General features: G+C 65.1%; 14 protein-coding genes. 4 read left to right on the top strand and 10 right to left on the bottom strand.

The genetic code is table 11. The annotated features are described in order from the left end of the window. The first annotated feature begins 310 nt into the window (after positions 1 to 310). The gene (locus ACFFWD_RS21280; RefSeq protein ID WP_376968445.1) at positions 311 to 2107 is read left to right on the top strand and encodes a serine hydrolase; all 1797 of its coding nucleotides are present in this window, start codon (positions 311 to 313) and stop codon (positions 2105 to 2107) included. A 379-nt stretch (positions 2108 to 2486) separates the two neighbouring features. On the opposite strand, the gene ACFFWD_RS21275 is transcribed toward ACFFWD_RS21280, so the two are convergent. The 5 genes from ACFFWD_RS21275 to ACFFWD_RS21255 all read right to left on the bottom strand — a co-directional run bounded on the left by ACFFWD_RS21275 (position 2487) and on the right by ACFFWD_RS21255 (position 6726). Then, positions 2487 to 3209: a DnaJ domain-containing protein gene (locus ACFFWD_RS21275; RefSeq protein ID WP_376968444.1), complete on the bottom strand. Its 723-nt coding sequence runs from the start codon at positions 3207 to 3209 to the stop codon at positions 2487 to 2489. Between the two features lie 118 nt (positions 3210 to 3327). Beyond that, complete coding sequence (locus tag ACFFWD_RS21270; RefSeq protein WP_376968443.1) at positions 3328 to 4095, bottom strand: VWA domain-containing protein; 768 nt, start codon at positions 4093 to 4095, stop codon at positions 3328 to 3330. A gap of 99 nt (positions 4096 to 4194) precedes the next feature. After that, complete coding sequence (locus ACFFWD_RS21265) at positions 4195 to 5112, bottom strand: alpha/beta fold hydrolase (protein WP_376968442.1); 918 nt, start codon at positions 5110 to 5112, stop codon at positions 4195 to 4197. Between the two features lie 426 nt (positions 5113 to 5538). Continuing rightward, positions 5539 to 6462, bottom strand: a complete 924-nt coding sequence (locus ACFFWD_RS21260) for a division plane positioning ATPase MipZ (protein WP_376968441.1) — start codon at positions 6460 to 6462, stop codon at positions 5539 to 5541. Positions 6463 to 6504: 42 nt separating this feature from the next. Next, positions 6505 to 6726, bottom strand: a complete 222-nt coding sequence (locus ACFFWD_RS21255) for a hypothetical protein (RefSeq protein WP_376968440.1) — start codon at positions 6724 to 6726, stop codon at positions 6505 to 6507. Positions 6727 to 6752: 26 nt separating this feature from the next. Between ACFFWD_RS21255 and panC the strand changes: the two genes are divergently transcribed. After that, positions 6753 to 7604: a pantoate--beta-alanine ligase gene (panC, locus tag ACFFWD_RS21250; protein WP_376968439.1), complete on the top strand. Its 852-nt coding sequence runs from the start codon at positions 6753 to 6755 to the stop codon at positions 7602 to 7604. A 77-nt stretch (positions 7605 to 7681) separates the two neighbouring features. After that, a complete protein-coding gene (locus tag ACFFWD_RS21245; RefSeq protein WP_376968438.1) occupies positions 7682 to 8461 on the top strand; it encodes a COG3904 family protein in 780 nt (259 codons plus the stop codon). A 40-nt stretch (positions 8462 to 8501) separates the two neighbouring features. Here the strand turns inward: ACFFWD_RS21245 and ACFFWD_RS21240 are convergent, their stop codons facing one another. The 5 genes from ACFFWD_RS21240 to ACFFWD_RS21220 all read right to left on the bottom strand — a co-directional run bounded on the left by ACFFWD_RS21240 (position 8502) and on the right by ACFFWD_RS21220 (position 11781). Next, positions 8502 to 8942 carry a DUF1489 family protein gene (locus ACFFWD_RS21240; RefSeq protein ID WP_376968437.1) on the bottom strand — a complete coding sequence of 147 codons (441 nt, stop codon included), beginning with the start codon at positions 8940 to 8942 and terminating at the stop codon, positions 8502 to 8504. 172 nt (positions 8943 to 9114) lie between these two features. After that, the gene (locus ACFFWD_RS21235; protein WP_376968436.1) at positions 9115 to 10068 is read right to left on the bottom strand and encodes a hypothetical protein; all 954 of its coding nucleotides are present in this window, start codon (positions 10066 to 10068) and stop codon (positions 9115 to 9117) included. A 154-nt stretch (positions 10069 to 10222) separates the two neighbouring features. Further along, positions 10223 to 10414 carry a hypothetical protein gene (locus tag ACFFWD_RS21230; RefSeq protein WP_066514114.1) on the bottom strand — a complete coding sequence of 64 codons (192 nt, stop codon included), beginning with the start codon at positions 10412 to 10414 and terminating at the stop codon, positions 10223 to 10225. A gap of 227 nt (positions 10415 to 10641) precedes the next feature. Continuing rightward, positions 10642 to 11010 (bottom strand): YidB family protein, encoded by a 369-nt coding sequence (locus ACFFWD_RS21225; RefSeq protein WP_376968435.1) that lies wholly within the window; start codon positions 11008 to 11010, stop codon positions 10642 to 10644. Positions 11011 to 11127: 117 nt separating this feature from the next. After that, positions 11128 to 11781 (bottom strand): glutathione S-transferase N-terminal domain-containing protein, encoded by a 654-nt coding sequence (locus tag ACFFWD_RS21220; RefSeq protein ID WP_376968434.1) that lies wholly within the window; start codon positions 11779 to 11781, stop codon positions 11128 to 11130. 135 nt (positions 11782 to 11916) lie between these two features. On the opposite strand from ACFFWD_RS21220, the gene ACFFWD_RS21215 reads away from it, so the two are divergent. Then, a complete protein-coding gene (locus ACFFWD_RS21215) occupies positions 11917 to 12594 on the top strand; it encodes a DUF599 domain-containing protein (protein WP_376968433.1) in 678 nt (225 codons plus the stop codon). Positions 12595 to 12689 lie beyond the last annotated feature (95 nt).

Here is a 12689-nt window from a genome sequence, read left to right as displayed (position 1 = left end):
TGGTGCGACGCACAAGTGGCGTGCCCCAATTCCGGGCATTTGCGATAAACCCCGGGGTCCTACGCAACGGTTGCTTAATCTTTTGGAAACTCGCGCCGCCTAACCTGATTCCCGGACTTTGTTCGCCTTCCGACAGACGGCATGAAAACCGTTTGTGAACAGCATCTTAGCTAGAACAGCGACCTGAGCGGCCGCCGGGGTGTCAGAACCAGCCCGGATTGGATGTTGCGCAGGCAAGGATCGGCGGCCGTCGGGCACAATTTCGCCTCACGAGCCGGTGATCTAGATAGAAATTGGGACGGGGAAGTAAATGCTTCGCACAACCTTGGCTTCCTCGCGCGCGCTGCGAGTTGGCGTTCTCGGGCTCGTTACCTTTACCAGCGCGATCCTGATCACCAGCGACAGCGCCGAAGCGCGCCGTCACCGGCATCGCCACTACGCCCGCCATCACCACAGCCAGGAGGCGCGCGAGAGCTACAGCCCGCAGTTCGCCTCGATCATCGTTGACGGCAATTCCGGCGCAGTGCTGACCGCCAACAGCCCCGACGGCCTCCGCCACCCCGCCTCGCTGACCAAAATCATGACGCTCTATCTGCTGTTCGAGCGTCTCGATGCCGGCAAGATCAAGCTCGACTCGGAGATGGACGTGTCGGAGCACGCCTCCGAACAGGCGCCGACCAAGCTTGGCCTGCGGCCCGGCCACACCATCAGGGTCGAGGACGCCATCAAGGGCCTCGTCACCCGCTCGGCCAACGACGCCGCCGTCGTGATCGCGGAGACGATTGGCGGCAGCGAAGACGATTTCGCCAAGATGATGACGCGCAAGGCGCGCGCGCTCGGCATGAGCAAGACGGTCTATCGCAACGCCTCGGGCCTGCCGAACGACGAGCAGGTGACGACGGCGCGGGACCAGGCGACGCTGGGCCGCGCGATCCAGGATCGGTTCCCGCGCTACTATCGCTACTTCGCGACCTCGGTGTTCAATTATCGCGGCCAGGCGATCCGCAACCACAACCGCCTGCTCGGCAACGTCGAGGGCATCGACGGCATCAAGACCGGCTATACCCACGCTTCCGGCTTCAACCTCGTGAGCTCGATGCATCGCGGCAATCGTCACCTGGTCGGAGTGGTGCTTGGCGGCCGCAGCGGCGGCTCGCGCGATGCCATCATGCGCAACCTGCTCGCCGAGAACCTCGAAAAGGCCGCAACCACGCGCACCGCTGCCGCCATCACCGAGCGTAACGGCGACGCGAGCATCGAGGTCGCGGATGCCGCGACCCGTAGCGTCGAAGCCGCACCGGCCGGCAGCCCCATGGCCACGTCCGAACCCGCTGCGGTCGCGATGCAGGCGCCGCGCTCGGCCCAGAAGGCCTCGTTGATGGCGGCTGCGGCCGCCTCCCTGCCGCCGCTGCCCGCCAGACCCGAGCCGCAGGCCAAACCCGAGCCCGCGCCGCTGACCAGCGGTGTGATCCAGACCCAGCCGATCGCGGCGATCCCCGGCTCGGCGGAGCCGATGAAGCCGGTGAAGGTGAAGACCGTGCAGGTCAAGGCCGGCCAGATCAAGCTCGCCGCCGCCGGTCCGGCCCAGCCCGCTCCCCCGATCACCGCCACGATCCCGCCCCGCGCCGAAGTCGCAGAGACCTCCAACGCGGTGATGGCGCGGGCCGCAGAGACCAGCAAGCCCGAGATGCCGCCGCAGCCGGCCAATTTTGGCACCGGCAACGGCATCCTCGGCGTGCTGCCGGCCTCGAGCGTGCAGGCGCCCGCCCCGGCCGCGCCGCAGGCCATGGCAGCGATCGAACCCACGCGCAGCCAGGCGCCTGCCCCGACCAGCGCCGCCAAGCCTGCTGCGGCAGTGACCCACTCCGGCTGGATCATCCAGGTCGGCGCACTGGAAACCGAAGGCGAAGCCAAGCAGCGCATCGACCTCGCCCGCAATTCGGCCCGCGGCATGCTCAGCAAGGCCGATCCGTTCACCGAAGTCGTGGCCAAGGACAATCGCAAGCTCTACCGGGCCCGCTTCGCCGGCCTCGAGCGCGATCAGGCCGAAGCCGTGTGCCGCACGCTGAAGCGCGCCGAGATCTCCTGCATCACCGTTCGCAACTGATCGATCGGATCATCCGACATCGCGAGGGCCGTCGCCGCAAGCGCCGGCCCTGTTGCTTTTGGCGCACAGTCAAAGGCCCTGATGGATCGGGACATCGCGCACGATCCTGCGAAAACTTCTCGTCAAGAATTTACGGTTAAGTTTTGGACAATGAAGGATCGACCACGCCGGGCAACGGCGGGCGACCAGAGCATGATCCGGAAGAGTGGGACACCGGTCTTCCGCCGCGACAAGCACGAAGCGTTTGCGCGGAGATCATGCACAAACAGACGGATGCGATCATTGCGCGATCTCGATCGCAAATGATCTGGGGGCATCGACCAGAGATAACGGGAAGCAGCTCTCGGCTTGTGGCGTTTGGTAGCGTTGCCGGAGTCAGCTAGAGATGCGTGCGAAGCAGAGTATCCTTGGCCTCGTTTACACGGGCAGCGAGGTACGTCGACCCCCCTTGGTCGGGATGCAGTTTCTTCATGAGGGTGCGATGGGCCCGGCTGATGTCGTCGCGCGTCGCTCCCGGCTGCAAGCCAAGGATCTGATAGGCCTCCTCGTCCGTCATTTTTCCGCTCGGCGGCGCGCGACGCTGCCCCCCTGCCCGGTCGCCCTGCGCGTCCTGACGCCACGCGGGAAACCGGCGGTCCAGATAGCTTTCAAGTAACGCGACGCTCTCGGCGTCGAAGCTGGGGACCATCGCCAGGAGCTGCGGCAGGTCGAACTCGTCGAGCATGCGGCCGGCATGCGGCCCGTCAACGATCTGACCTCGCAGCATGCCGCTGTCGTGATCGAGGCTCATGTCGAGATACTGCGAGCGGACCCGCGAGCTCTGTCCGGACGAGCGCTGCGCACCGCCGAAGATATTGCCGAAATTGGGAAAGCCCGTGGTCCCGAACGGCGACCATCCAAGCAATCCGGCGCCGAAAATACCGAGCGGGATCGCGACCGCGAGCTCGCCTCGGACGCCGGTAAAGGCCGCAACCGCCAACGCAAGCACGCCGCCCGCGATCTTGATCACCCGCGCAAGCACCGCGGGATTAGCCGCGCGAAACATCTGCAGCAGCGAGTAAAGAAGGATAACGGCGACGACGCCGGCGATCAGGGTTGGCATGGGCGTAATATATGCGCTTCGGCAGCAAAAAGCATGATGGCGCCTCGCCTCACCGCAGCGTGAAGCGCCGTGCCACCGCGCCGCGGCGCTGACGCGGCTGGTCGGCCCGGAAGGATGGTTATTTCATCTGGCCGATCAGCTTGGCCGCGCCGCCGCCGCTCTTGGCGAGTTGCAGCAGCGCGTTGCGACCGCCGGCGGCGTAGGCTGCGGCGGCGCGCAGCAGCTCGCGCAGTTGCGCCGCAGCACCGGGATCGAACTTGCACCAGGCGCCGCCGGTCAGGCGCGCGATCTCGCGGAACGCATGTTCGGCGACCGCATCGTGGCCCTCCTGGAACATGAACACCGGCACCTTGAGCAGGCCGAGCTCGCCGGCCTTGGCGCAGAGATCGTCAACGTGCTCTTCCATCGCGTCGCCGACGAACACAACCGCACGCACGCCGGCGGCAACCGCCTCGCGTCGCGCCTCCGACAGCACCTTGCCGATCTGGGTATTGCCGCCCTGGCAATCGATCTTGCTCATGAGCTTGGCGAGCTGCGTGCTGTCGGAAATCCACCCGGTGGCGCGGCACTCGTTGAAGCCGCGATAGTAGACGAGCCGGATATCCAAGCTGCCGAGGGACGCCGCCTCGCGGAACATGTCCGCCTGCAGCGTACAGGCCATGTCCCAAGTGGGCTGCCGGCTCATTGTGGCGTCGAGCGCGAACACCAGCCTGCCACGCGCGCCGGTGCGATGCGGCGACATCGCTTGTGCCTTGGCGACGAAGGCCGCAATGTCGTCGGCTGTCGACGTCCGCGCATCCGGCAACGAGCCCGACTTGCGCGTCTCGGCCGAACGAGCCGATGGCACGTCGCTACCGGATTTCGGTGTGGTTGGTTCGCCGGCCATGAGGGCTCGCTGTCGTCAGCAAGCACTATGTGGGCCGGGAGGCCGCATTGGTCAATGTCGTGGGGGTCACCCGCCCGACCGAGCGCCGGACGGAGCCGATCAGTTCGTCGAGGCGGACGACGCCTTCTCGGTCTTCTTCATGGTCGCGGCGTTCTTGGCCTTCTCGACCGGGACATAGAGCGACACGGGGCCCGGCTCGAGAATCGTCGCCGGCGCGTTCCGGGTGTCGACCGGGGCGACATCGCTGTCGGTGTCGGTCAGGAATTTATCGAGCATCGCCTGGATCGAGTTCTTGGCTGCATCCGGGCCGGTGTCGCGCATATCGTTATGCTGGAACCCGGTGTCCACAACTGTGATACCCGCCTTCTCACACTGATCGGGATCGGGAACGACGCCCGGATCAGGCTTGAACTGCGTGTCACGGGAGCGGAACGACAGGATCTTGAACTTGCCGTCGGTCATGAACGGCACGCGCAGATTGTCCAGCGTCACGACTTTCTTGATCTCGTCCGGATACTGCTTGGCGAAATACATCGAGATGTCGCCGCCCATCGAATGTCCGACCACGGTCAGCTTGTCGTAGTCCGCGTTCGGTTGGACTTTTCGCATCTGCTCCACGGCAAATTTGATGTTGGTGACGCCGCGCAGGATTTGCGGCAGACGACCGACATAGAGTTCGCCGACCTTGGTCACCATCGGCGCGTCCGACGGCAGATCGTGCTGAATGCTGACGGTCAGATAGCCGCGCGCGGCGAACACGTTCGCGAGGAAGGAATATTCCGTGAATTTGACGGTATTGCCATGATTGAGGATCGCAACCGGCAAGGTGATCATGCCAGCGTTGGCCTGCATCTCCTTGTCGAAGCGCACAGCGACGTCGACCTCGACCGGGCGATCGTTGCGCGTCGGATCCTTGAACATGATGGTTTCGTGACGGATAGCCCACTTGCTCGCGGTGAAATACGCCGCCGTGACAACCACGGAGAGAGAAAGCAGAACGAGAATTCCACGTTTCATGACGTCCTCGAGGTGCCGCCTGAAGGGCTATTTTTGGCCGGAGACTCTTCGGTCTCCGTGTCCCTAATATATGTCACAGCGACGTGACAGGAAGTCCAAAAGTTGTGATTCAGCCGCCCTAACGTTGTGCGACGCACCCATACTTTGTGCAGTTGCACAAACAACCGGGACGGCTCGATACCTGTTGCGCGAGTTCCCAATCTCCGTTCGACAGTGGAACAGAAGTCCAGGACAACCGGCAGCGGTTCGCTTTGTTCCGGATCAATGGCAATGCTATGACCAAAATCACAGCGAAACTACGGGATTTCGAGCTATTTTCGCCAGAAAAGAGCTGTTTGGTCACAAATCGTCACACTCCGGAAACTCGCCTTCGCACGTACGGGCTAGCTGTCCAAGCGTACCAAAATACCACAAACTGCGACCGACCTAGAGCCCGATGATGTCGTGGACTTCGAGCGGTTTGTCGACCTGGCTGAACCATTCGGCACGGTTGGCGGCCCGTCTCCGGCCGCGCTCGTCGAGCGGCAGCTTGAGCTGCCGCAACAGGCTCGTCACCTCCTCCCGCGCCGTGACATGGCCCATGCTCGGACGGGTGCCGAGGGTGGCCTCGTCGATGTCGTCGAGCGCGGTCAGCCCGCGCGGAAAGAACTCCCGATAGACCACCCGCTCGGCGAAGCCGTCGACCGAGCGGAACCCGAGCCGCAGCGACAATTGCTTCAGCCCGTCGGCGACGAGCTGCTTGTTGCGCGAGCCGAGCATCGACAGCCGGTTGCGGACCACGATCCAGTCGGTGGTGGCGCCGTCGAGCTGGCGCCGCTTGCGCCTGACGTCGCGCACCATCTCGGCGTAGTGGCTCTCGCCGGTCACCGCGTAGGTCGCGGCGTCGACCGTGCCGAGCACGTCGAAATCGAGGAAGCTGTCGTTGATCGGCGTCACCAGCGTGTCGGCCATCGAATGGGCGAGCCGCATCAGGTAGCTGTCAGAGCCTGGCGTATCGATGACGATGAAATCGTAGTCGCGCTCGACCGCGCTCACCGCTTCCATGAACTGCTGGAACTCGGCGTTCTCATTGTCGGCGATCTGCATCGTCTCGCCGTACTTGATGCAGTAATGCACGGGGATCTCGAGATCGAGCCCGGTGCGCCGTGCCCAGGCGCGGCGATTATTGATGTAGCGGGTGAAGCTCTGCTGGCGGCAATCGAGGTCGATCGAGGCGACGCGCTGCCCGGCTTTCATCAGCGCGACGGCGATATGCAGGGCGGTCGTGGACTTGCCCGAACCACCCTTCTCGTTGCCCAGCACAACGACGTGCGCAGAGCCGGACTGACCCTGACTAGCCTGCACTAACATGACTGAACCCCCGCAATATCTTCAAATCGCGCGCGGCTGCGGTCAAGTGAAATGCATGACAGAAAGCAGAAATCGATCGCTGCTTCGTTGCACCATGAATCGCGCGCACGAAATTGCTGACGCGATCGGCAGCATGGTGCCGCCGAACTCGTCCGCGATCGGATTAAAGTAACTGATGTCGCGCCGCGCCGGTTTGGCGACGGCCGCGGTCTTGGTAATGTCCACCACCCGCCGCGAGGCCAAGGACCACAGCGCCTCACCCAAGAACCATTCGAAGAGATCGAGCCCAGATGCCGCGAAATCCCCCCGTCGTCCGCACCGTTCCCGCCTTGCGTCGCGCCGTCGACGCCCTGCGCGCCCGAAAGGCGACGGTGGCGCTGGTCCCAACCATGGGAGCTCTCCATGACGGCCATGTGTCGCTAGTCCGGCTCGCCAAGCGCCGTGCCCGACGGGTCGTCGTCTCGATCTTCGTCAATCCGACCCAGTTCGCGCCGACCGAGGACTTCGGCTCCTATCCACGGACTTGGAAGGAAGACCTCGCCAAGCTCGCCGCCGAGGACGTCGACCTGATCTGGCATCCCGAGGTGAAGGCGATGTATCCGGACGGCTTTGCGACCCGGATCGTGCCGGAGGGACCGGCGACCGCCGGACTTGAGGATCGCTTCCGGCCGCACTTCTTCGGCGGCGTCGCCACCGTGGTCGGCAAGCTGTTCACGCAAGTCCGGCCGGACATGGCGATCTTCGGCGAGAAGGATTTCCAGCAGCTCCGCGTCGTGACCCAGATGGCCGCCGACCTCGACCTCGGCGTCAAGGTGATCGGCTCCAAGACGGTGCGCGAGCGCGATGGGCTCGCGATGTCGTCGCGCAACGTCTACCTCTCGGCGGAGGAGCGGCGAGTGGCGCCCGTGCTGCATCGCGTGATGAAGGCGACCGCAGGCCGCCTGCGCGCCGGCGAGGACACGGCCAAAGCGATGGCGGCCGGCGCCGCGGATATCACCGCGGCCGGCTTCAAGCTCGACTATCTCGAGGTCCGCCACGCCGCGACGCTGGCGCCGATCGCTTCGCTGAAGGACGGTCCGATGCGGATGCTGGTGGCGGCGAAGCTCGGGACCACCCGCCTGATCGACAATATCGCGGTCTAGGCTGCGGCTGTCCGCGGGCCGTGCTTGCGCTCCCCCACCCGCCCGTGGATGATCACGGCCGGCGGGGAGCAATCGGCATGATCAGTTTTTCCGGACGCGGCGTCATTCTCGGCGGCCTGCTGATGCTGGCCGCCGGCATCGCGCAGGCCCAGACACGGCCGCCGATCCAGGCCCAGACGCGGCCGCCGATCGGCGGCTTCGGGTCGCCGCAGGGCGCGATGATCTTCTACGTCGCCCATGGCGCGACTGATGCCTGCGGCCCGGGCTGCTCCGACTGGATCGCCGCCGAAGGCACCGTCCAGTGGGACACCTACAAGCGCCTGCTTGCGATCCTCGACCGGCAGAGCGGACGCAAGCTGCCGATCGTGATCAACAGTTGGGGCGAGTCCAACCTCAACGTCGCCGTCAGCATCGGCCGGATCCTGCGCGATCGCGGCATCGACGCCACGGTGGCGGCGACGGAGGTCGACGCCTGCAACGGCAAGGCCGAGGCGGACTGCTTTGCGCTGAAGCGTCCCGGCGGCCCGCTGGACGCCAAGGAGAGGCTTGCCGACGTCACCTGCGATCTTGCCTGCGTGCTGATGCTGGCCGGCGGCGTGCGTCGCAGCCTGCCCGCCGGCGGCCGCGTGATCCTGAGCGGCATGTCGATCCACAATCGCCTCGCGCCCAACGTCAGTGCCGAGCAGCGCGAGAGCCTGACGGTCAAGTTCACCGAGCAGTTCCGCAAATACCTCGCCGACATGGGGGTCGAGCCGGGGCTGATCGACCTGGTGGAGAGCAACTCAACCGCCGGACGTCACGTCGAAATCCCGGCGTCCGAATGGAGCAAGCTGCATCTGGTCACGCCGTCGCTGTAATCCGCGCCGGCGACACGGTCGCTCGCGGCAATTCGATTGCTTACAGCAATCCGAGATCACGCAACTCGCGGCGCATCGGCTCCGGCATCGAGGCCACGCTGGCGGCGCTCGATTTGGTGAGGTCGGGCGGGGCTGCGTCCGGGTTGAGGTAGCGCCAGCCCTGGAACGGCCGCATCGGCCGCGGCAACACCGCGATCACCTTGGGCTGCATCACCAGGCGGCAGCGCCCGATGCCGTCCTTGTCGCGGAACGGCTCGATCGCGATGATCTTCTCGCGCGCGGCGATCTCGCCGCGGATCACCCAATAGAGCGAGCCGCCGGCGAGGATCTCCTCGTCGCGCTTCGGCGTCATGCGCGTGATGTGGACGTGGCGGAGCGGCAGGCCCTTTTTCTTCGCGGTCGCCATCCGTTCGGCGACCCAGGCCTTGAGTTCCTTGACCGACTCGCAGCCGACGGCAAGCTTGATGAGATGAAGCGGCATGCGTGGGATTTAGCGGTCGGCGTCGGCTTTGAAAAGGGCGCGCGATCCCGGAACGGTGGATACCGGATTGCTCCCGCCAGCGATCATGACGCGCCGCCGGCCGGCGCGTCATGATCTGGAGTTTGATCCGGAAAACCGTGGTGCGGTTTGCCCCGAAGCGCGATGACGCGCTCTAGTTCTCGCTCGCGGCAGCCGGTGCGCTCGCGGCAGGCGCGGCAGGCGCCGCTGGCGCGATCTGCACCGGAGCCGGGCGCTTCGCCGGCGGCGGCTTCTTCGCCGCCGCGACCGCTGCCGGCGCAGCCGGCGCCGGACGCGCTGCCGGTGGCGGCGCAGCAGCGGCGGCCGGCGGCTTGGCCGGCTCGGGCGTCATGATGTTGACCGGAGGCGTCGATGACGAGCTCGGAAAATCGATCGTGGTCGGCTTGCCCGTGGGCACCGACGGCGGCAGCGCCGCGACGAGGCCGGCCGGTCCCGCAGCCTGGGCGCCGGGCGCGTTCCAGGACGCCGCATAACGCGTGACCAGGTTCTCGTAAGTGCGCTCGTTCATGTTGGCGGCAATCTGGCGGTTGTCGCCCAGCGAGCGGAACGCCGGGCACGCGGTCGGCGTGCAGTGATCGCGCGCCATCAGCGCATAGGCCATCAGCCCGTAGCGGTCGCGCTCGACCGCGCGGCGCAGCGCCTGCACTTCGGTCGTCGTGTTGCGCTCGGCGGTCGCGAGGTCGCCGAACCCGGTCAGCCGCGAGATCTGCGCGGCCGCATAGCCGACGGCAGCGGCCGCGGCGTCAGCTGAGCCGAACAACGCCTTCTCGCAGGCATTGAGGACGGCGTCACCGGCGAGATCATCGATGCAGGAAAGCGCCGGCAAGGCCGGCCCGGTCGCCTGCGCCGTGCGCGCGTCGGACGATCCCGCCTGCCCGGCCGGACCGAAGCCGCGGATGGTCGCGGCGACCGCAACGGCGATCGACAGCAGCGTAATCACGGTCAGAGCGCCGTTGGCGACGGATTTCTCCGCGCGCAGCAGCGTCACTAGAACGACGATTCCAAAGAAGCCCGCTGCGGCCAGCGTCAGCCACATCGGAAAGGTCGGCGAGGCCCAGATCTGCCCCAGCGAGGAAGCCCAATTCATGCGCGATGTCCCTCAACGCAGCACAAGCACAATCAGCGATGGTGAACGCCCGCCACCCCGGCATTCAACCTTCAGCAGAATGGTTCTGCGAACGGGGCCTTTTGACGGCAACTGGGGCGCAATCGCCCTCATTGCCGGCTTGCACACAATACCTTCAGGACAGCGCGAGCTGGCTCTCCTTGGCGACCCGTTCGAACGCCTCAGTCGAGCTCTTGATGCGGTACTGGCAATCGTCGCCATCGGTCGGCAGCAGGCGGATCACCTGATAGGTGCCGCTCGCGGCGGGGCGCGCGACGTTGCTGGCCGTAAAATAGACAGTCTCTCCAACGGTGAACTTATGCTTCAACGCCCATCTCCATTTTTTAGAGATGCTGGCGACGCCCGTGGTCCCGACGGCAGCGGCCAGCTTTTTGAAAACCCTGCGTCAACCTAGCACACCGCACCGCCCAAAATCCAGCAAGATCGGGCATGGCAAATAGGTGATTTTTGCAGCTTTTTCAGCGCGGTAGGCGGCCAAATCCGGGCCCAGCGGAATTCCCCCGCCAAGGCACCCCAAAACCGGGTTCCGAGGGGTCAGGCGGTGTGCGGCAGCTTGCCGTCGGGGCTGGCGTGGTCGACCACGGTCGGCAGCTGCTGGGCCAGGACCTTGGAGAGCTGATCGACCGGGATGTTGAACCGGGCGGCGAGCTGCTTGACGAGGTCGCTGCCCAGCACCTGCTGGAGCTGGTCGGCCGTGATCGGCAGGTTCTGTCCGGTGCCGATCCAGGATTTGACCTGCTCGCCGAGCCCGGCCTGCTCGAGCTTGGCGACGATCGCCGACAATCCGCCCTGGCCGCCGTTGCCCAGAACCTCGCCCAGCACCGCCGGGATCACGGTCGCCCCGAGCTGGCCGAGCAACCCCTTCAGCTCCGGTGAGTTTTCCAAGGAATCGAGAATGCCCATGGGTCGAAACTTTCCTGCGAAGGGTGAGGCCAGCGCCGGATTGAGACCCCTCCGGTCGGCCGGCGTCAAGCCGTGATGTTTGCCGCCGCTGTCACAATTCGGACTTAACGCCCTCGGTCAGATTTGCTCGACACGGTCGATCAGGAGCGTCTCGGCGAGGCCGTCGCGGGTCCACTCCTGAAACGCCGGAAGCGCCATCATCGCGTCGACATAGTGCTGCGCTTCCGGTCTAACCGGGATCGCATAGGTGTGGAACCGGTACACCACCGGCGCATACATCGCATCCGCGCCAGAGAATGCGCCGAACAGGAACGGTCCCTGCTTGCCGTAGCGGGCGTGGCAATCGGCCCAGATGTCCTGGATGCGCGCGACATTGGCACGGGCATCGTCCGACAGCGCCACCGCGCGGATCGGCCGGTGCAGGTTCATGGCACATTCGTTGCGCAGCGCCATGAAGCCGGAATGCATCTCCGCCGAGATCGCGCGCGCATGTGCCCGCGCGGCGCGATCAGCCGGCCACAGCTTTGCGTCCGGAAATGTCTCGGCGAGATATTCGATGATCGCAAGCGAGTCCCAGACCGTGATGTCACCATCGACCAGCGCCGGCACCTTGCCGGACACGCTGAAGCTGAGGATGCGGTCCTTGTCGGCCTGGTCCCGATAGAGCGGGATGAAGACCTCCTCGAACGGGATGTCATTGGCGCGCAGCGCGAGCCAAGGCCGCATCGACCATGACGAATAGTTCTTGTTGCCGATGATGAGCTTCAACATTTTGCGGAGAATCCTGTTGCGGCCGGTATCTTGCCATAGTGCCTTGCACGCGTTCAACCTGTACATCAACCGGGATGGCCGCCGCGCGCGGCCACGTGCCGCGCGAGGCCGCGTTCTCTAGGGGGGAAAGGCAACATGACAGGCTATTGGGTCGATGTCGCCGCAGTCGGATTCTTCGCGCTGGAATGGCTGGTCTATGCCATCACGCTCGAGCACAGCGCCTACGGACGCGACAGCCTGTCGGCCCGCATGCATGTCTATCGCGAGATCTGGGTCAGGAACCTGTTGAACCGCGACGCGCGGATGGTCGACATGCAGATCATGGCGTCGTTGCAGAACGGCACCGCCTTCTTTGCCTCCACCAGCTTGATCGCAATCGGCGGCGCGCTGGCGCTGTTGCGCGCGACGAACGATGCGCTGACGGTGCTGAGCGCACTACCGTTCAATCTCAGCCCCTCGCCCGCGCTGTGGGAAGTCAAATGCGTCGGGCTGATCCTGATCTTCATCTACTCGTTCTTCAAATTCGCCTGGGCCTATCGCCTGTTCAACTATGTGGCGATCCTGTTCGGTGCGATGCCGCCGGCGACCCAGCGCGACGCGCCGGAGGCGGAAGCCCATGTGATCCGCACCACCAAATTGTTCGAGGCCGCTGGCCGGCACTTCAATCGCGGCCAGCGCGCGTTCTTCTTCGCGCTCGGTTATCTCGGCTGGTTCGTCAGTCCCTGGGTGCTGTTCATCACCACGGCGGCGGTCGTGATCGTGACCTGGCGCCGGCAGTTCGCGTCCAATGCCTGGCAGGCGATGGGGAGCTAAAGCGCGATGAGATTAGGTTGAATCGTCATCGCGCTTTAGCTTCTTGTTTGAGCATGATCTTTTCGGAAAACCGCTTCACACTTTTCCGGATCATG

The organism is Bradyrhizobium erythrophlei, from assembly GCF_042430365.1.
Classification (GTDB): Bacteria; Pseudomonadota; Alphaproteobacteria; order Rhizobiales; family Xanthobacteraceae; genus Bradyrhizobium; species Bradyrhizobium erythrophlei.
This window is presented reverse-complemented; position numbering and strand designations above follow the sequence as displayed.

Coding starts and splice junctions, on each gene's coding strand:
- ACFFWD_RS21280 (WP_376968445.1), top strand. CDS start 311: ATGCTTCGCACAACCTTGGCTTCCTCGCGCGCGCTGCGAGTTGGCGTT.
- ACFFWD_RS21275 (WP_376968444.1), bottom strand. CDS start 3,209: ATGCCAACCCTGATCGCCGGCGTCGTCGCCGTTATCCTTCTTTACTCG.
- ACFFWD_RS21270 (WP_376968443.1), bottom strand. CDS start 4,095: ATGGCCGGCGAACCAACCACACCGAAATCCGGTAGCGACGTGCCATCG.
- ACFFWD_RS21265 (WP_376968442.1), bottom strand. CDS start 5,112: ATGAAACGTGGAATTCTCGTTCTGCTTTCTCTCTCCGTGGTTGTCACG.
- ACFFWD_RS21260 (WP_376968441.1), bottom strand. CDS start 6,462: ATGTTAGTGCAGGCTAGTCAGGGTCAGTCCGGCTCTGCGCACGTCGTT.
- panC (WP_376968439.1), top strand. CDS start 6,753: ATGCCGCGAAATCCCCCCGTCGTCCGCACCGTTCCCGCCTTGCGTCGC.
- ACFFWD_RS21245 (WP_376968438.1), top strand. CDS start 7,682: ATGATCAGTTTTTCCGGACGCGGCGTCATTCTCGGCGGCCTGCTGATG.
- ACFFWD_RS21240 (WP_376968437.1), bottom strand. CDS start 8,942: ATGCCGCTTCATCTCATCAAGCTTGCCGTCGGCTGCGAGTCGGTCAAG.
- ACFFWD_RS21235 (WP_376968436.1), bottom strand. CDS start 10,068: ATGAATTGGGCTTCCTCGCTGGGGCAGATCTGGGCCTCGCCGACCTTT.
- ACFFWD_RS21225 (WP_376968435.1), bottom strand. CDS start 11,010: ATGGGCATTCTCGATTCCTTGGAAAACTCACCGGAGCTGAAGGGGTTG.
- ACFFWD_RS21220 (WP_376968434.1), bottom strand. CDS start 11,781: ATGTTGAAGCTCATCATCGGCAACAAGAACTATTCGTCATGGTCGATG.
- ACFFWD_RS21215 (WP_376968433.1), top strand. CDS start 11,917: ATGACAGGCTATTGGGTCGATGTCGCCGCAGTCGGATTCTTCGCGCTG.